This is a genomic window from Tenacibaculum ovolyticum DSM 18103 (assembly GCF_000430545.1).
GTDB classification, from domain to species: Bacteria; Bacteroidota; Bacteroidia; order Flavobacteriales; family Flavobacteriaceae; genus Polaribacter; species Polaribacter ovolyticus.
In genome coordinates this window covers 1-19,129 of sequence record NZ_KE387164.1, presented here as the reverse complement: position 1 = coordinate 19,129, position 19,129 = coordinate 1, and the positions used below count along the sequence as shown (strand labels likewise).

General features: G+C 31.4%; 13 protein-coding genes. 7 read left to right on the top strand and 6 right to left on the bottom strand.

What is annotated here, in order from left to right; all coding sequences use genetic code 11:
• Nucleotides 1–58: 58 nt before the first annotated feature.
• Nucleotides 59–754, bottom strand: a complete 696-nt coding sequence (locus H518_RS0114810; RefSeq protein ID WP_028889792.1) for a response regulator transcription factor — start codon at nucleotides 752–754, stop codon at nucleotides 59–61.
• A 230-nt stretch (nucleotides 755–984) separates the two neighbouring features.
• On the opposite strand from H518_RS0114810, the gene H518_RS0114805 reads away from it, so the two are divergent.
• The 7 genes from H518_RS0114805 (at nucleotide 985) to H518_RS0114775 (ending at nucleotide 7,832) form a co-directional block, all read left to right on the top strand.
• Nucleotides 985–1,701, top strand: coding sequence for a 3'-5' exonuclease (locus H518_RS0114805; protein ID WP_028889791.1), 717 nt, complete (start codon nucleotides 985–987; stop codon nucleotides 1,699–1,701).
• 204 nt (nucleotides 1,702–1,905) lie between these two features.
• Nucleotides 1,906–3,843, top strand: a complete 1,938-nt coding sequence (locus tag H518_RS0114800; protein WP_028889790.1) for an AbiJ-related protein — start codon at nucleotides 1,906–1,908, stop codon at nucleotides 3,841–3,843.
• On the top strand, nucleotides 3,830–4,678 hold the full coding sequence (locus tag H518_RS19995; RefSeq protein ID WP_051263801.1) for an HNH endonuclease: 849 nt from the start codon (nucleotides 3,830–3,832) through the stop codon (nucleotides 4,676–4,678). The genes H518_RS0114800 and H518_RS19995 overlap by 14 nt, the downstream gene beginning before the upstream one ends.
• Before the next feature lie 279 nt (nucleotides 4,679–4,957).
• Nucleotides 4,958–6,055 carry a hypothetical protein gene (locus H518_RS0114790; protein WP_028889789.1) on the top strand — a complete coding sequence of 366 codons (1,098 nt, stop codon included), beginning with the start codon at nucleotides 4,958–4,960 and terminating at the stop codon, nucleotides 6,053–6,055.
• A complete protein-coding gene (locus H518_RS0114785; RefSeq protein ID WP_028889788.1) occupies nucleotides 6,034–6,585 on the top strand; it encodes a hypothetical protein in 552 nt (183 codons plus the stop codon). Before H518_RS0114790 ends, H518_RS0114785 begins: the two co-directional genes overlap by 22 nt.
• A 29-nt stretch (nucleotides 6,586–6,614) precedes the next feature.
• Nucleotides 6,615–7,133 (top strand): hypothetical protein, encoded by a 519-nt coding sequence (locus H518_RS0114780; protein ID WP_028889787.1) that lies wholly within the window; start codon nucleotides 6,615–6,617, stop codon nucleotides 7,131–7,133.
• 180 nt (nucleotides 7,134–7,313) lie between these two features.
• The gene (locus H518_RS0114775) at nucleotides 7,314–7,832 is read left to right on the top strand and encodes a hypothetical protein (RefSeq protein WP_155995243.1); all 519 of its coding nucleotides are present in this window, start codon (nucleotides 7,314–7,316) and stop codon (nucleotides 7,830–7,832) included.
• A 66-nt stretch (nucleotides 7,833–7,898) separates the two neighbouring features.
• Here H518_RS0114775 and H518_RS0114770 read toward each other — a convergent pair whose 3' ends face one another.
• The 5 genes from H518_RS0114770 to H518_RS19980 form a co-directional block, all read right to left on the bottom strand.
• Nucleotides 7,899–9,761, bottom strand: a complete 1,863-nt coding sequence (locus tag H518_RS0114770; protein ID WP_028889785.1) for an ABC-F family ATP-binding cassette domain-containing protein — start codon at nucleotides 9,759–9,761, stop codon at nucleotides 7,899–7,901.
• A 75-nt stretch (nucleotides 9,762–9,836) separates the two neighbouring features.
• Nucleotides 9,837–14,087 (bottom strand): GEVED domain-containing protein, encoded by a 4,251-nt coding sequence (locus H518_RS20605; RefSeq protein WP_051263800.1) that lies wholly within the window; start codon nucleotides 14,085–14,087, stop codon nucleotides 9,837–9,839.
• A 77-nt stretch (nucleotides 14,088–14,164) separates the two neighbouring features.
• The gene (locus tag H518_RS0114755; RefSeq protein ID WP_028889784.1) at nucleotides 14,165–14,383 is read right to left on the bottom strand and encodes a T9SS type A sorting domain-containing protein; all 219 of its coding nucleotides are present in this window, start codon (nucleotides 14,381–14,383) and stop codon (nucleotides 14,165–14,167) included.
• 210 nt (nucleotides 14,384–14,593) lie between these two features.
• On the bottom strand, nucleotides 14,594–18,070 hold the full coding sequence (locus tag H518_RS19985) for a M4 family metallopeptidase (protein WP_051263799.1): 3,477 nt from the start codon (nucleotides 18,068–18,070) through the stop codon (nucleotides 14,594–14,596).
• A 214-nt stretch (nucleotides 18,071–18,284) separates the two neighbouring features.
• Nucleotides 18,285–19,129 (bottom strand): GEVED domain-containing protein (locus tag H518_RS19980; RefSeq protein WP_043707096.1); only part of this gene is annotated, 845 nt, incomplete at its 5' end.

The following is a 19,129-nucleotide window of genomic DNA, read 5'->3' as shown; positions in this document are numbered from 1 at the left end:
TAACTATGGTTTTTATGCATAAAGTTATCTAAAACAGTACGTAACTATTTTTAAACTATTATTTTTCAGACTCTAAAACGAACTTATATCCAACACCTTTAACGGTTTTAAAAAAGTCGTCTCCAATTTTTTCGCGAAGCTTACGAATATGCACATCAATTGTACGTCCGCCAACTACTACTTCGTTACCCCAAACACTATCTAAAATCACCTCTCTTTTAAATACCTTTCCTGGCTTAGAGGTTAATAATGATAGTAATTCGAATTCTTTTCTTGGCAGTGCTATTTTTTCAGTTCCTTTAAATACCACATACTCATCTCTATTTATAACAATGTCGCCAACTTTAGTTGTACCATCAACACTTTCATCCGTTTTTAAACGTCTTAATAAAGATTTTACCTTGCTTACCAATACTTTTGGTTTTACTGGCTTGGTAATATAATCGTCTGCACCTGCATCAAAACCTGCAACTTGCGAATAATCTTCACCTCTTGCAGTTAAAAAAGAAATAATTACATCTTCTAAAGATTTAATGTTTCTAATTTTTTCGCAAGCTTCAATACCATCCATTTCAGGCATCATAATATCTAACAATATTAAATGCGGACTTACTTTTTTTGCCTTTGCTACTGCTTCAGCACCGTTATTAGCTGTAAAAACTTGATAGCCTTCTGACTTTAAATTATATCCTACTATTTCTAAAATATCAGGCTCATCATCAACTAGTAAAATTTTAACATCATTCGTATTCATAGATCGTTTTATATTGTGTTATCCAAAAGTAACTATAATATTACAAACCCTGCACGCTACCTTTTAACTTAACATTCATTTAATCATTCATAAACCTTCGCTTAAATTCGAAAGTAGGTAAATATAAAAGGTAATTATTTTTTTAAGCAAGGTTTTGTACCTTTATAAAAAAAATTGCGACAAAAAATAGTTGCATATAAAAGTACTGTTTATCGCTATAAAAAGAAAAAATGCTGCATAAAATTAACATCCAAAACATTTTATTTTTAGATATTGAAACTGTTCCTGAAGTAGAATTATTTGCCGATTTATCGGAAGAAAAACAAGAATTATACGCTTTAAAAACAGAATACCAACGAAAAGATGAAACTACTGCCGAGGCATTTTACCATCGTGCTGGTATTTGGGCGGAGTTCGGAAAAATAATTTGTATCTCGGTTGGTTACTTTATTGATATAAAAGGAGAAAAACAACTACGGATTACTTCTTTTTTTGGTGATGATGAAGCCAGTATCTTAACTGACTTTAAAAAATTACTCGATACTCATTTTAACCAAAACAAACATTTATTGTGTGCGCACAATGGTAAGGAATTCGATTTTCCGTACATAGCCCGTAGAATGATTATTAACCGAATAAACTTACCTAAAAAGTTAGATTTATTTGGAAAAAAGCCTTGGGAAGTTCCGCATTTAGATACTTTAGAACTATGGAAATTTGGCGATTACAAACACTATACTTCTTTACGTTTGTTAACATCTATTTTAAATATTCCTTCACCTAAACAAGATATTGATGGTAGCGAGGTAGCCAACGTATATTATAAAGAAAAAAACTTACCACGCATTGTTGAATATTGCGAGCGAGATACTATAGCTGTAGCGCAATTGGTACTCCGTTTTTTAAACAAACCGATATTAGAACAAAAAAATATTGTTACAATATAATTTGTAATTCCCTTTGGTACAAATAGATAGATTTATTACATTTATCTCGAAAAATCGCTAAAGTAAAAGTCCCCTATTCTTTTATTTTTTAAATATTGATGATATATACTTTCTTAACGGATACCCGTAAAGGAGTGTGATGCGCTATGTTTAATTTGTCGATTAAAACACCTTTATAAAGGCAAAAAAATCCATTTACTATAAATGAAGATTACTAAAAAAATAAGATTAGATATACTAAGAGTATTACTTTCTGAGTCAGATTTATTTGGCGAATCACAAGATGATATTAATATCATCAATTTTTTGGATGAAATGTTTGAATTAAAATCATTACCTTCAGAAGATAGTAGATATTCTAACGCTTATGATGATGCTTTTCAACATTTAGTTAATAATTATGATTGGGAATATGAATATGTTCTTACTGAAAGATTCAGTGTCATTAGTGACTCCAAAACTTTCATTAATTTTTTAAACAAAGTTATTCATCCAAATACTCGAAATAATGAAGATGGAATAACGAAATATTATCTTTTAGTTAATCCATATTTAGAAAAAGAAACCTTAAATTTTTCTCTTGATTCGTATAATGAAGAAGGACTTTCAATCTTTAAAATTAAAGAGTATGATATAACGAATTTAGCCCCTCCAACGATAATTAAAAACGAAATTCCATTTTTTGTAGATAATTCACCTGATGGTTTCTTTGATTATAAAAAATCTCACAAAAAGCCTAACCAATTCCCTTGCTTTGTTCTTGTTAATCATATTGGATGGAACGACTTTGGTAATAGATCCACTTATTATTTATATTACTACCCAAATATTTCAAATTGTAAAAAAATTGGAATAGTAAAAATTATTCACCAAGAAGTAGAAAAAACACCTAGTATACTAAATGAAAAATTTACCTTATTAAATGAAAACTTCTGTTCACTTGGACAAGAATATAACTACTATGAAAATATCAAATCATTATTTGTAAAAACATATGAAAGTATATTATGGGCATTAAAAGATTCTGCATTTTACCCTAAAATATTAGAAGAATTTGAAAATAATTATTTTTTTAGAAATTCTTTAATCAGATATGATGAACAAGAACAACTTTTACGTGAAGTGAAATATCGCTTATATGGTTACAATCTTAAAAATCTATACAGTTTCCAATATTCATTTAAAGCAAAATTTGCAGATGAAGCGATAGATGTACATTTTGATTTTGATGCAAATAAAATTGTACCTAGTAGAATATTTGCACTAATTGGTAAAAATGGAACAGGGAAAACTCAATTAATCTCTTCTTTACCAATTGACATTTCAAAGAAGAAGAATGATGTTTTCACACCCAAAACACCTTTATTTAGTAAGGTAATAGCCGTTTCCTACAGTGCATTCGATTCATTTGACATACCTAAAAATACGGCTGACTTTAATTATGCCTACTGTGGGCTTAAAGATTCAAAAGGGGAGCTTTATAGCACAAAGGGACTCAAACTTAGATTTCATGGTTCCTGGAAAAAAATTGCATCAAATAATAGATTTGATAAATGGCTTAATCTACTTCCTTTCTTTTTAGATCGTGAATTAATCAATGAGTTAATCGTTGATGATGATAAAGTAGATATAAAAGGTTTTAATAGTGTTAGTAAAAAACTTAGTTCTGGACAGAGTATTCTTCTTTACATAATTACTGAAATTGTTGCAAATATTAGATATGCTTCATTGGTAATTTATGACGAACCTGAAACGCACTTACACCCAAATGCTATATCTCAATTAATTAATGCGATTTATGAGCTTACTAATGAATTTCAATCTTATTGTATTATAGCAACGCACTCACCATTAATTGTCAGAGAACTTTTATCAAGAAATGTCTATATAATGGAAAGAGATGAAGCTATTTTAAGCGTTAGAAAACCAATCTCAGAAACATTCGGTGAAAACTTAACTGTACTCACTGAAGATATTTTTGGGAATAATATTATTCCAAACCAATACAAAAAAATATTAAATCGATTAGTTACTTCTGGTAAATCTTATAATGAAATAGTGTCATCTATTTCATCTAAAAATATTCCCTTAGGTCTTAATACAAGAATTTATTTAAAAAGCATTATTAATGAGAAATCTTAAAGTACATAGTGGTAATACTTCTGATTTCTTGGATGAAATAGTTGCTTCAAAAAGAAATTCTTCTGAAAACCCAAATTATAAGGACAGAATTGATATTCTTGTTCCTGCTATTAAACTGTTATATGAAGATTATGAAATAGCTCACAATGCTAACAATCATATTAGTTTAACTCCAGATGGTTATGCAAATCAAGATAAATCTGATTTACTTAAATTATATACTTCAGGAAACTCAAGATTAGTCAAATTAAAGAATAGCATCACAACTGTTTTAGACAATAGAGCTATGAACACTTGCCAATATTGTACAATTACACCAATTGGCTCTTTAGATCATATTATTCCTAAAGATGAATTTCCAGAATTTTCTGTAAACCCTAAGAATTTATTGCCCGCTTGTACAACTTGTAACAGTCATAAAAGCGAAAATTGGAAAGGAAATAACAAAACGCTTTTCTTAAATCTATATACCGATATCTTACCTAGTGATCAGTATTTATTTGTAGATATAGTCGTTTTAGATGATAATATTCTATCAACTTTTGAGTTGCGTAATACGAATCATATTAATGTTGATTTTTTTGAATTATTAATAAGTCATTACACTAGACTTCATTTGCCGCAAAGGTTTAAACAAGAAAGTCATAAAATAATTTCTGAATTAACAAACCTAATCACTGCAATTAAAAGCCGACTTCCCAGAAATGAAGTTACAGAACTTGTGAAAGATAAAATAGAAGATGATAAAGCTCTATTTGGAAACAACTATTATAAATCAATTTTAGAAGAGGCTTTGATTAATAAACCAGACTATTTAAATCTAATTTTTGAATAAAAATTGTGTACAACAGTCCCAAAAAATATAAACGTTTGTACTAAGAAAAAGGTTTTATATGCATTAATAAAGTTTGCTAAATAGTAAACGGAAATGAAGTGCTAAATAACTACCTAATGTTTCTTGTAGCTCTATTGATTTATCTCATAAATTAATAGTAAGTCTTAACCTACTTCCAAAAAGTAATTCGGAATTTTATATTTAGTTTTTATTTATTACTTTAGTTAAAAAAACATAATAACTAACATTATGCTAGTGTGTTAAAAAAATTGCAAAAATATGACAAACCATTCCCTTTTTAATTTTCAAGGAATAGAAACAGATTTAGAAGCCGCTATAACATCGAGTATCTTCGATTTTAAGCACTGTGTTGGCGATGCCAAATTTTGGGCTGAAACAGATTTAAAACGAAGAGTAGAACAAAGTATGCGAGGCTACAGTCAAAGTTTTATAACGAAAGATAAAAACGGCTGTTGTGGTAATATAGATCCGCCAGGAAGTGGGTTTAAAGTTACTTTTGGTCTCCAAATTCAATTAGCCTATAAAGTACGGTTTAAAGCTAATTTAAACATAGGTTATGGGCAACGATATGGTAATTTTGCAGCAAATACATCTTTTCATGTATCAGCATATAATAGCGGTTTAGGCGTTGGCGTAGATAAAAGCAATATGGTAGTAGATGTTACTGCTGCTGCAAATGTTATTGTTGGTGGCGGATACGGTACTCCTTTGAAATCGTATACTTTAAATTATAATTCGGAAAATCCCATGTTAAATAATTTTGAAAATTCATTTAGATATGGTCAATTATTTACTTGGAATTCTGCCTTACACGACAATCAATTTTCTTTAGATAAATTACAACGAGAAGGAATGATTGGTTTTCGCCTAGGAAATGTAAATGTGAGTTCGAATAACGATACAAAACGTGCTTATTTTGGTGGAGGAACCGATATGGGTTGGACTGGTGGTTTAACAATTGTTACTCCTTTAATTGAAGTTGGGTTTCAAGATTTTTCAGGGGATTATCAACATGATGCTATCGAAGAGTTAAAAAAGAAAAAATTAGATAAAGAGATCAAAGAAGTAAAAAATAATAAAAACTTATCTAAAGAAGAAAAAAACAATAAGATTAAAGTTTTAGAAAGTAATTTAAAAGATTTAACTTTTAGTAAATATCATAATCAAACACCTTCACAAAAAAAATTAAATAAAGCATCTACTTACATTCGTTTTAATCAACAAAACGGTTATAATGCAACGATTGATGTTATTGGTGATGCTTGGTTACAAAATTTTATCCATCGAACAATAAAGGATTTTAGATTTGAATATGAATATAAAAACATAGAAGGATGGGGTGGAATAAAATTTTAGTTATTTCAATAATTTTATTAAGCAGTTGTAAAAATTATTATATAAACGAAAAAGGAGGATACAGACCTAAAAATTCAAAATTTAAGTTATCTAAACCTCCATATAAACTAATAAAAGATGATTTAATAGATGTTAATTCTATATATGTAAATATTACAAAGGTAAGTTATGGAACAAAAACAGATATAGATAATAGTATTATTCGTTTCTTTTCTAACGGACATTATTTAGAGAACTTGGAACCTTATACTGATAACATCAACCTAAAAAAGCTAAACAATGTAAACAACTCATTATTAATTGGCTACTACAAGATTGAAAATAAAAAAAATATAACAATTGACTATTATAGTGTAAAAAAAGCAGAAGGAGGTTCTTATCATAAAAGAAAAGGCTACATAAGAAATGATAGCTTATTTTTATTTTATGATTCATTTAAAAACAAAGAGTTTCCTAAACCAAATAAAAAAAACTGTAGAATATATATTCGAAAAAAAGTAGACGGTTTAACAGGAGCGCCTGATTGGTAAATATTTTACAACAGAACAAGGATAAAAGGATGGGGTGGAAAAAAATTTTGATACTTGGTTTAGTTTCTTTTTCAGGATGCTATAATTACACCTATAAAAATGGAGGCCACCGTCCTAAAAAAAATAAATTCACATTAGCAAAAGCACCTTATAAATTAAAAAAAGAAGATTTAATAAAAACAGAAAGTCTATACTTTTCTAACGATACATTAACTTTTGGAAATGGTGAATATAATAGTCTATTTTACATAAAATTCTTTAAAAATGGTCGTTGTTTTGAAAGAAGTGTTGATATTTCTGAAAAAACAGATATAGAAAAGCTAAACACAGCTACTACCCCAGGGTATTATGAGGTAATAAATAATAATAAAATAGAAATGGAGTTTTTTTATGTAAAACATAAAGAGAGAAGTTGGTATTCAAAATTTACTGGTTTTATTAGAAATGATACTTTATTTATTAAAGGGATCAATAAACAAGAACAAGAAGTTTTAAGAGCTTACATTCCTGAAAAAATAAAGGGATTAAAACAAACAACTGATTGGTAAACATTTTACAAAGAAGCACTATATTTGAGACTGAAAAAAGAAGCTTTTAGATTTTGAATATAAATGTATAGAAGAATGAGATGGATAAATATTTTAATAATAAGCTTAGTTTTCTGCTCTTTTACAAGCTGCTCGACTTACTATCATACAAAAAACGGAGGTATTAAATATAAAAAAACAATGGCTTTAAAGAAAAATAAATTGATAAATGAAGCTAATAAATTAATAGCTTTAAAATATCCAGAATTTATTTTTAACCCTAAAATATACGAAATCACAGTTTGGGCAAACACTAAAAAAACAATCGTTAAGTACAGGCGAATTATTCAGTTTACGCCTCTTAATAAAAAAGTTGAAAATTTAAATTACGATATAGAAGTTAATCTCACCAACAAAAACATTTCTCCTTTTGATATTTGGGGTTTCGATAAGTTTTACATTCCAACAGCTAAAGACCAAGAAAAAATTAATTTTGTAATAGAAGCGTTTGGTTTACCACGATTTGGCTTTAATAATAGCATTATTGAATCAGCCGATATGTATAGCATACATGTAGATAACGAAGTAGCCTTTGGACGCTATTTTATAGACAAAATAAGTGGTAAAGAGTCTATGGGATCTATAGAGTCTAGCTATGTTCAAGATACTGGCTTTCCTGAATTTATTAATCCAGATCCTTTAATTGAAATTAAAGAATAATTGTAGCCAGTTTTTACATAACTCTATAACTTTTTTTTATTTGCTTTACACAAAGCAAATAAAATGTTACTCCCCTTCTAATTTCATAGAAAGTTCAAACCAACGTTCTTCTTTGGTTTCTAAACTATCAATTGTTTCTTGTAGCTCTATTGATTTATCATTAATTTCTTCAGGAGAAAATTCACCTTTATTAAATTTCCCTTCAATTAATTGTTTCTTTTTTTGAAGTCTTTCAATATCTTTTTCTAATAAGCCCCATTCACGTTTTTCATCAAAGTTTAACGCTACCTTCTTAGCTTTTTTAACAGGTTTTACAACCTCTTTCTTTACTTCTCTTGCTTCTTTTACCTTAGAGTCTTCATAAGCCCTAAAGTCTGAGTAATTACCAGGGAAATTATCAATTTGCCCCTCACCTCTAAACACAAATAAATTATCAACAATTTTATCCATAAAATAACGGTCGTGAGAAACCACCATTAAGTTACCCGGATAATCTAATAAGAAGTTTTCTAAAACATTTAGAGTAACAACATCTAAATCGTTAGTAGGCTCATCTAAAATTAAAAAGTTAGGATTCTGAATTAACACCGCACATAAATACAGTCGTTTTTGTTCTCCTCCACTTAATTTTTCTACAAAATCATATTGCTTTTTTTTGTCAAAAAGAAAGCGCTCTAATAATTGACTTGCAGATATTTTACGGCCTTTCGATAATGGAATGTATTCTCCGAATTCTTTAACTACTTCAATTACTTTTTGCCCAGGTTTTATTTCAATTCCGTTTTGGGTGTAATATCCAAACTTTACTGTTTCACCAACTGTTACTTTTCCACCATCTAATTCGATACCTCCAGTTAACATGTTTAAGAAAGACGATTTACCTGTACCGTTTTTACCAATAATACCAATACGTTCTCCTCGTTTAAAAACATAATCAAATCCGTCTAAAATTACTTTGTCATCAAACGATTTTTTCATTTTATGAAGCTCCAAAATTTTGCTTCCCAAACGCTCCATGTTAATTTCTAACTGTACTTCATGCTCGTTACGTCGCTGGTGTGCTTTATCTTTAATTTGATTAAAATCTTCAATACGAGATTTAGATTTCGTAGTACGTGCCTTTGGTTGGCGACGCATCCAATCTAATTCTTTTTTAAACAAACTTTTTGCCTTTCCTAAATTGGTAGCTTCAAGTGCTAAACGTTCTTCTTTATTTTGTAGGTAATACGAGTAATTACCTTTGTACTTATATAATTGCCCGTTATCTAATTCGATAATTTCATTACACACACGTTCTAAAAAGTAACGGTCGTGCGTAACCATAAATAAGGTTATTTTTTCTTTAGCAAAAAATGCTTCTAACCACTCAATCATTTCTAAATCTAAATGATTAGTAGGCTCATCTAAAATTAATAAATCTGGTTTTTTAATTAATACAATAGCTAATGCTAATCGTTTTTTTTGTCCACCAGAAAGCTTTCCTACTTTTAACTGTAAGTTGTCTAGCTTTAATTTAGATAGTATTTGCTTGTATTGCGTTTCAAAATCCCACGCATTGTATTGTTCCATTAACTCAAAAGCTTCTTGAAACGCATCAGCATCATCAGGATTTTGTACTGCTTTTTCGTATTCCTTTATTACTGATAAGACTTTATTATCTGTAGAAAAAATAGTTTCTTCAATCGTTAAATCAGGATTTAAATTATCCGCTTGCGATAAATAAGCAATATCAATTCCTTTTCTGCTTACTACTTGCCCAGAATCAGATTCGTCTACACCTGCAACAATATTTAAAATAGAGGTTTTACCACTACCGTTTTTAGCAACAAAAGCTATTTTTTGATCCTTATTAATTCCGAAAGAAATATTATCAAATAATACTTTTTCTCCGTATGCTTTTGCTATGCCTTCAACCGATAGATAGTTCATCTTCTAAATTTTATGCAAAGAAACAAAAAACCCGAGCAAATGCTCGGGTTTTATTTATTTAATAAGAAAGTCTTATTATTTTTTCATCAATTTAGTTGTTAATCGCTTTTGACCATCGTTAACTTCTAAAATGTACATTCCTGTTTTTAAGTCAGATACATTTATACTAGACGTATCTAAATAACCAGATTGTACAACACTTCCAATTGTATTTACAATTTTATAAGTCATATTAGCTGACTTAGATGCTAATTTAACTTTTACAAAATCTACAGATGGGTTAGGATATGCTTTTAAGTCTAAACTTTCTTGACTTTTAATAGTTTCTCCTGATACAGCTGCTACAGCAACTACTGGTGTTGCTATTATATTAACGGTATAGTCTTCTACTTCACCATCTCCTAAATTAGCTTCACAAGAGGTTGGTGCTGCATTGTATTTCATTGAAACACGCATTCTTGTTTGTCCTAAGGTTGCTGTTGATGGAATAACAACATCTGTTATTCTATTTGTTGTACTTGATGAGTTACCTGTAGTAACTTGCTCTCCTGCATCTGTAAAATCTCCATCTCTGTTATAATCTATCCAAACTGTAAAGTGCTCATTATATGCTGTTCCTGAAAAACCTGCACTTAACACTAATTGATTGGTACTTCCTAATGCTACCGTTGCTACTTTTGAAGTGAAATCTCCATATCCTTCATTCGCTGCTGTTGTATTTGTCATTCCTCCGAATGATACATAATCAATCCACTCATAAGTAACTCTTGTTCCTTTTGAATCACAATAAGAAACTGGAACAGCTAAAGTTGTTACGTTTACAGTATTACTTGATGATGATACATTTCCTGCTGCATCTTTTGCTTTTACTGAAAAAGTATAACCCGTTGAAGCTGTTAATCCCGTAACATTCATTGTAGTATTAGCTGTAGCTCCTATTTTTGTTGCTCCTTGATAAACATCATATTCAGCTACTGCTACATTATCTGTAGATGCTGACCAGTTTAATGTTAAAGCAGTTTGAGCCACACTTGTTGCTGAAGCATTAATTGGTGCACTTGGTGCTGTAGTATCTGCTTGTACCGATCCAATTACAACCGTATAATCTTCTACTTCTCCGTATTGAATAGACGCTTCACAGGCTGTTGGTGTTGCATTGTATTTTAATACCACACGCATTCTTGTTTCTCCACTCAATGCTGAAGATGGTACTGTAAATGTTCCACTTACTGGTGTTGTTTTTGATTTTGCTTTTGTCCAAACTGTTTCACCTGCATCTGAAAAATCTCCATCTTGGTTATAATCAATCCAAACTCCATACCCTTCACTATAAACTGTACTTGTCCATTTTGGGGTAATTGTTATTGTATTTGACTCACCTTTTGTTAAATCAGTAGAAACCGAAGTATGATCTGAATATCCATTTCCTCCTGTTGATGTATTACTTATACTTCCTAAAACTACTTTTTGAATGTATTCGTCATTCACACTTGCACCTTTTGAAGTACAGTAACTAACACTTACTACTGGTGTAGTTACATTTGCAATATTACTTGCAGATGACACATTACCTGCAGCATCTTTTGCTTTTACTGAAAAAGTATATGCTGTACTTGCTGTTAAACCTGTAACATTATATGTAGTTCCTGTAGCAGTTCCTAATTTAGTAGTTCCTTGATACACATCATACCCAGTAACCGCTACATTATCTGAAGCTGCTGTCCAATTTAATGTTAAAGATGAAGCTGTAATACTTGAAGCTGCTAAGCTACTTGCTGCAGTTGGTGCTTCATTATCTGCAACTACATTTGCTGTAAATTCACCTGTAAAAACTCCACGACCATATGTAGAAGCTATAATTTTATTCTGAGTATGATCTCCGCTAACATTCCAATAATCAAAAGAAGTAACACTAACATCACTCATACCATTATATGCTTGTGTCCAAACAGGATTTGCTGCATTAAAGTTTGACGTAGACCAAACTCCTAATTGAGTTGCAATAATAGCTTCGTTTCTACTTAATGGGTTTTGTAAAAAGTCTCTTACAGGTATATTTGGTAAGTTTCCTTCTTTATTTACCCAGTTAGCACCTGCATCTGAAGTTGCCCAAACACTTGTTACACCATAATTATGAATAGTTACAAAAATATCATTTGCAGTTGCTCCATATCGTACTGAAGAAATAGATCCCACAAATGGAGTTACAACATTTGTCCAAGTAGCACTTGAATTTGTAACACTTGTTAATTTCACTAAGTTTCCATCTGCTAAACCAACATACCATGTATTATTTGCAAAAGGTGAAGCTCTAAAAGCTGTAGGTTTTGCTGTTAATAAAGCATTTGTTATGTTTCCTTTTGTATTAGAAGCAACATTAATACTTTTTATAGATTTAGCTGTACTTGTAGATGCATTTGTTAATAAACGATTTGCATCACTATCATAATCCATTGGGTTTACAAAATCTCCCGAATTTTGATCATTTAATAAACTAGTTGATCCTCCTTGTATTCTACTTACCCCATTCCAAGGCAAGTTAAAACGATGTATTACATTGTTTACATAAGTTGCAATCATGTACTCACCATCTTTATCTATAAATGTATAAAAACCGTCACCTCCAGATACTTCTGTAGAACTATTAATTCCTGCTACGGCATTTCTAAATCCTTGCGTACCATTATCTTGAGCTCCTGCAGTAAAAATACCTGAAACATCTCCTGCTCCATCAGGACCAATAGCTGCTTTTACAAACTGAGTTACGTTATATCCTTTATTTCTTGAAGAAATTGTTGTTCCTGAATTACTAGAATAATATACACCTCCATCATTTCCAAATAAAATTTTTGAAGACGAGTTATTACCAAAAGCAATAGAATGTTGATCTGCATGTACGTTATTTGCTTGTCCAAATCCTCCATACCAGTGTGATAATTGCGTCCAAGAAGAAGCTCCATTTGTAGACTTAAATAAATCAATACCCCCAACATATAATACATCATCATTTGATGGGTCTGCTTCAATTACTAAATCATAAAACGCTTGTCCACGACAAAAATCGTTCGCAGCAATTCCAGTATCTGCATCATTAGGAAGACTAGATGTTGTTACAGAAGCAAATCCGTTTGTAGTTTTAAAAATACGTACAGGTGTTGCTGAAGTTGTTCCTTGTGCTAAAACGTATAATTTGTTACCGTTTGTCGCAGATGGCTCAATTTCAACTCTATTAGATTCTGTTAATGGTGAAGCTGCTGCTTCTGTCCAAGTAGACCCATTAGTAGAACTAAATAGCCTACCTCCTCCGTTTTCACCTAAGAGAGACTTAATTGTTCCCATCCAAAGAGTATTATTAGCACTTACTTCTAAATCATTAGGTATGTAATAATAATTGTTTCCACTAAAAGTATGTCTCATACTTGCAGTTTCAATTCTATTCCAAGTTACACCTGAATCAGTAGAACGATACAAACCTGCTGACTGCAAACCTAAGTAGTTTCTAGGGTTTCCTGAATCTCCATAAACATGTGCTCCTACCGCTACAAATAATTCTGTAGATGCTCCATTATCCCATGCTAAAATGTCATTTACAAAATGTACACCAGATAGGAAAATACTAGTTGCACTATGATTAATATCTCCTCCTCCAGCTGCTGGGATATTAACAGAGTTCCAAGTTGTACCACCATTAGTACTAACATAAACTCCGTTACCAACTACGTCTCCTCCTGTGTATTGCTCACCTGTACCAATATACCAAGTATTCGAGTTTCTTGGATCTACAGAAATAGATGTTACTGATAGATTTCCTGGTACACCTTCTACTCGTGCCCATTGTGAATTAGCATTACCTATATTTGTATTTCTCCATAATCCACCACTTACACCACCTGCATAAACAGTATTATTTGTAGCATCGTTAGGATCAAATAAAATTACTCTTGTACGACCACCAATATTATTAGGTCCTCTTTCTACCCAAGAATTACCTTCTTCTCCTGGACTTCTTCTACTTGTTCTTTTTCTTATTAAGTCTTCACGAACTTTCGTAATTTTTCCGTCATCTAACCTTCCTGTTGAAGGGTCAATTGACAGTTCCCACATTTGTTCAAAATATCTGTTTGGTGGTAAACCTTTTAATTTTCTTGTTTTCTTATCCCAAGTAAGAGATTCTTTGTAAGGGCTGTTTTTTAAAAATTCAGCGTGCTTTTTTCGTTGCTCTTCTATTTTTTTAGAACCTGTGTAATCTGATAAATAACCAGACCCAACAACTGAGATTAAAGCAATGGATAAACCACCTGCTAATAATTTTATTCTTTTATTCATGTAAAGGGTGTATTATAATAAACGCAGGGTGAGAAACTTTTTCTCATCCTACTATTTATTAATTAGTAAATAGATTCTTATTTTTTTAACAACTTAGTAGTAAATACTTTTTCACCGTCGTTAACTTCTAAGATATACACTCCTTTAGTTAAGTTTCCTGAAGTTTCCTGAAGTTTTGTAAAATTGTATCTACTACAAATTTGCGCTACTTCATTTTTGTCTTGAGCTTGTGTTTGGATATTTAATCCTAAGACAACACTTGTCAATACAAAACTTTTTAAGTATTTGTTTTTCATTTTTGGAAGGGTATAAGTTAGTTAATTAAATGATATTTTATTAAAAATAATGCCAATATTTTACCATTTATAGCGCGAATATATACAAAAAATAAGAAATTCATAATACAAGAAAAACAAGATTAATGTTTTATTCATAAAAAAAACTCGTTAAACCCAGTAATTTACTGGGGTTAGCGAGTTTTAAAAAAATATTTTATTTTTTTATTTTTACTTCTTTAAAAGTTTCGTTGTCAATACTTTTTGACCATCATTAACTTCTAAGATATACATTCCTGTATTTAATTTAGATACATTTATACTTGAAGAATCTAAATGACCAGATTGCACAACGCTTCCAATTACATTTACAATTTTATAAGTCATTTTAGTTGACTCAGACGCCAACTTAACTTGTATAAAATCTAATGATGGATTAGGATATGCCATTAAAGCTATACTTTTTTGACTTTTGATAGTTTCTCCTGATATTACTGTTGTTATTGTATTTACAGCTGCTGCTGTTATGTTAACTGTATAATCTTCTACTTCTCCATCTCCTAAATTAGCTTCACAAGAAGTTGATGCTGCATTGTATTTCATTGAAACACGCATTCTTGTTTGTCCTAAAGTTGCTGTTGATGGAATTACAATATCTGTAACTCTGTTTGCTGCACTTGATGAGTTACCTGTAGTAACTTGCTCTCCTGCATCTGTAAAATCTCCATCTTGGTTATAATCAATCCAAACTGTAAAGTGCTCGTTATATGCTGTTCCTGAAAAACCTGCACTTAAAACTAATTGATTGGTACTTCCTAATGCTACTGTTGCTACTTTTGAGGTAAAATCTCCATATCCTCCATTTGCCGCTGTTGTATTAGTCATTCCTCCGAATGCTACATAATCAATCCACTCGTAAGTAACTCTACTTCCTTTTGATGTACAGTAAGAAACTGCATTTGATAAGGTTGTTACATTTACCGTATTACTTGACGATGATACATTCCCTGCTGCATCTTTTGCTTTTACTGAAAAAGTATAACCCGTTGAAGCTGTTAATCCCGTAACATTCATTGTAGTATTAGCTGTAGCTCCTATTTTTGTTGCTCCTTGATAAACATCATATTCAGTTACTGCTACGTTATCTGTAGAAGCTGACCAATTTAATGTTAAGGTAGTTTGTGTTACGCTTGACGCTGAGACACTACTTGGTGCACTTGGTGCAGTAGTATCTGCCTGCGATGAGCCTATTACAACTGTATAATCTTCTACCTCTCCATATTGAATAGATGCCTCACAAGCTGTTGGTGTTGCATTGTATTTTAATACCACACGCATTCTTGTTGCTCCACTTACTGCTGAAGATGGTACTGTAAATGTTCCACTTACTGGCGTTGTTTTTGATTTTGCTTTTGTCCAAACTGTTTCGCCTGCGTCTGAAAAATCTCCATCTTGGTTATAATCAATCCAAACTCCATACCCTTCACTATAAACTGTTCCTGTCCATTTTGGCGTAATTGTTATTGTGTTTGACTCACCTTTTGTTAAATCAGTAGACATTGAAGTGTGATCTGAATATCCATTTCCACCCGTTGATGTATTATTTATTGTTCCTAAAACTACTTTTTGAATGTATTCGTCATTTACGCTTGCACCTTTTGAAGTACAATAACTTACAGGAGCTGTACCTGTTGTTGTAACTGATACATTAGAAACGCTTCCGTTACCACCTGATGTACAAGTAGCTTTTACAGTACACGCATAAGCAGTACCTGTTGTTAAACCAGTAATTACTTTAGATGTTCCGTTTACTGTACTTGTTACTCCATTTGCTGCTACCTCATAAGAGGTTGCTCCAGAAACTGCTGACCATGTTAAAGTAAATCCATTATCATTTATACTAGATCCAGAAAAATTAGCTGGTGCTGCTAAAGCACAAGTTTCTACATATGCTGCTCCAACTCCTACTGCATGCCACGCATTTGTAACAGATTTCACCTCATTACTATTTGCTCCGTATAAATCTTCAGCTGCTGTAATAGCTCCTGTTCTTGCATTTGCAAATGTTGAATTTGCAGATAAATAATTAGCTTCTAAACGGTAAGAAATTTTAGCTGCTTTTGCCATTCCAATTCCAGTAACGTTAAACGCATTATTTACATCATTTGTTCCAGAACCACCTACAGTTAATAAATAAAACCAATAGTTTAGTACTCCTGAGTTTGTATGAACACCACAATAATCATTAGATCTTGTTGGTGTACCACAATTAGGTTCTTTCCAATTTGTACCACCATAAGTATCAGGCTGATTTCTATCATTAGGGTTACTCATAGAACGTAAAGCAGAAGAGCCATTACGTCTATCTATTTCATCACCAATTAACCAAACTGAAGCAGATGGAGCAAGATCATTTCCGTTACCTTTTGCGAAATGCTCAACAGCAGCTCCCCAAATATCAGAAAATCCTTCGTTCAATGCTCCTGATTCTCTTTGATATGCTAAGTTTGCAGTATTAGAACAAACTGCGTGCCCTATTTCATGTGCAGCAACATCAATAGAAGTTAAAGCATCAAAAAAACCGTTTCCTTCATTTCCGTTTGATGAACCATCACCATAAGTCATTACAGATCCGTTCCAAAATGCATTATCATAACCAGCTCCACCAGCCACATCATCATAATGTACATAACTGTTAATTGCTGCTCCAGAACCATTGTAACTATTTCTACTGTGCTTTAATTGAAAGTAATCGTAAGTCATTTCAGCACCCCAATGCGCATCTAAAGCGGCATCGTCTTTTGCTGCGTTATTAAATTCTGCTGCTGTCCAATTATTATCTGAATCAGTAAAATTTGTTGTTGGATAACTAGGTCGACCACCACTATTATAAGTATTAACACCATTACCTCTAGTATTATCTCTTAACACATAACTACCACCTACAACTCTAGTTGTTATAGATCTGTTACCACTATATCTCGTAGCCGCATTACCCGTAGCTAATGCTTCTGTAAATTTTGCTGTTAAATTATTAACTGCTCCTAAATTTTTAGAAGAATGTGCATGCTCATCTAAATGTTTAATTGTAGCATTAAAAAACAAAGCTTCTCCTGTATGAGCATCTATATATAAATCACCCCTACTTAAAGGTTTTACTGTATATATATCAAATTTATAAGCTAACCTTGCTGTTTTTGTTCCTATAACCTCTCTCGGCAGAATTAATATCTCTCCTTCTGGTTTTTTGTAGTCTCCTAAATTTTTTGCTTCTTTTGGAAGTTCCCAAAGATACTTTTGAGCTCCTGTGTGAACTATTGCTCTTCTAAAAGCTGCCTGTTTAGATAATCTTGGTACAACATTTACTTTACCAACATCATACAACTCACCGTCCATAGTTCTTAATATACTATTTTTTGCATGTGCTGTATAAGTTCCAAATTCAACTTTTACTCCTTTAAATTTTTGTTGGAATTTTTCGTGAGTAAAGCCTAAATCATCAGTTTGAGTTTTGATTTTTTGTAAATTATCATTTACTGATAATTTTAACTTTTCTCGAATTAGTTCTGGTGCTCTTTGTAAAGACGTTCTTGAAGTTTTGTTAAATTCAATGTGTTTCAATCCTCTACTTTCTTGCGCGCTCACTGTAAGAGCTCCTGCAAGTAAAATAGATGACAACACGACTTTTTTAAAGTACTTGTGTTTCATTTTTGAAGGGTTTAATTAATTAATTATGATAAACGATGTTTTTATTAAAAAAAATATTAATATTTTATCATTTACAACACAAATATAATAAAAAAATAAGAAATTAATAATAAAAATACATTAACAGTATTTTTTTCACAAAAATAAACTCGCTAAATCCAATGAATTACTGGGATTAGCGAGTTTTAAAAAAAATAAATTATTTTTTAACGTTCTACTTCTTTAAAAGCTTAGTTGTCAATACTTTTTGACCATCATTAACTTCTAAAATATACATTCCTGTATTTAATTTAGATACATTTATATTTGAAGAATCTAAATGACCAGATTGCACAACACTTCCAATTACATTTACAATCTTATAAGTCATCTTAGTTGACTGAGATGCTAACTTAACTTGTATAAAATCTACTGACGGATTTGGATATGCCATTAAGTCTAAACTTTCTTGACTTCCAATATTTTCTCCTGATACAACTGCTGTTATTGCATTTACAGCTGCTGCTGTTATATTAACTGTATAATCTTCTACTTCTCCATCTCCAAAACTTTCACAAGAAGTTGATGCTGCATTGTACTTCATTGAAACACGCATTCTTGTTTGTCCTAAAGTTGCTGTTGATGGAATTACAATATCTGCAACTCTGTTTGCTGCGCTTGATGAGTTACCTGTAGTAACTTGCTCTCCTGCATCTGTAAAATCTCCATCCTGGTTATAATCAATCCAAACTGTAAAGTGTTCGTTATATGCTGTTCCTGAAAAACCTGCACTTAAAACTAATTGATTGGTACTTCCTAATGCTACCGTAGCTACTTTTGAAGTGAAATCTCCATATCCTCCATTCGCTGCTGTTGTATTAGTCATTCCTCCGAATACTACATAATCAATCCACTCGTAAGTAACTCTACTTCCTTTTGATACACAATAAGAAACTGCATTTGATAAGGTTGTTACATTTACCGTATTACTTGACGATGATACATTTCCTGCTGCATCTTTTGCTTTTACTGAAAAAGCATAACCTGTTGCGGCAGTTAATCCTGTAACATTCGTTGTTG

Bases quoted from the DNA above. Each gene is read 5' to 3' on its own strand.
- H518_RS20605 (WP_051263800.1), bottom strand. From the start codon at position 14,087: ATGAATAAAAGAATAAAATTATTAGCAGGTGGTTTATCCATTGCTTTA.
- H518_RS0114790 (WP_028889789.1), top strand. From the start codon at position 4,958: ATGACAAACCATTCCCTTTTTAATTTTCAAGGAATAGAAACAGATTTA.
- H518_RS19985 (WP_051263799.1), bottom strand. From the start codon at position 18,070: ATGAAACACAAGTACTTTAAAAAAGTCGTGTTGTCATCTATTTTACTT.
- H518_RS0114810 (WP_028889792.1), bottom strand. From the start codon at position 754: ATGAATACGAATGATGTTAAAATTTTACTAGTTGATGATGAGCCTGAT.
- H518_RS0114800 (WP_028889790.1), top strand. From the start codon at position 1,906: ATGAAGATTACTAAAAAAATAAGATTAGATATACTAAGAGTATTACTT.
- H518_RS0114775 (WP_155995243.1), top strand. From the start codon at position 7,314: ATGGCTTTAAAGAAAAATAAATTGATAAATGAAGCTAATAAATTAATA.
- H518_RS0114805 (WP_028889791.1), top strand. From the start codon at position 985: ATGCTGCATAAAATTAACATCCAAAACATTTTATTTTTAGATATTGAA.
- H518_RS0114780 (WP_028889787.1), top strand. From the start codon at position 6,615: ATGGGGTGGAAAAAAATTTTGATACTTGGTTTAGTTTCTTTTTCAGGA.
- H518_RS19995 (WP_051263801.1), top strand. From the start codon at position 3,830: ATGAGAAATCTTAAAGTACATAGTGGTAATACTTCTGATTTCTTGGAT.
- H518_RS0114770 (WP_028889785.1), bottom strand. From the start codon at position 9,761: ATGAACTATCTATCGGTTGAAGGCATAGCAAAAGCATACGGAGAAAAA.
- H518_RS0114785 (WP_028889788.1), top strand. From the start codon at position 6,034: ATGGGGTGGAATAAAATTTTAGTTATTTCAATAATTTTATTAAGCAGT.
- H518_RS0114755 (WP_028889784.1), bottom strand. From the start codon at position 14,383: ATGAAAAACAAATACTTAAAAAGTTTTGTATTGACAAGTGTTGTCTTA.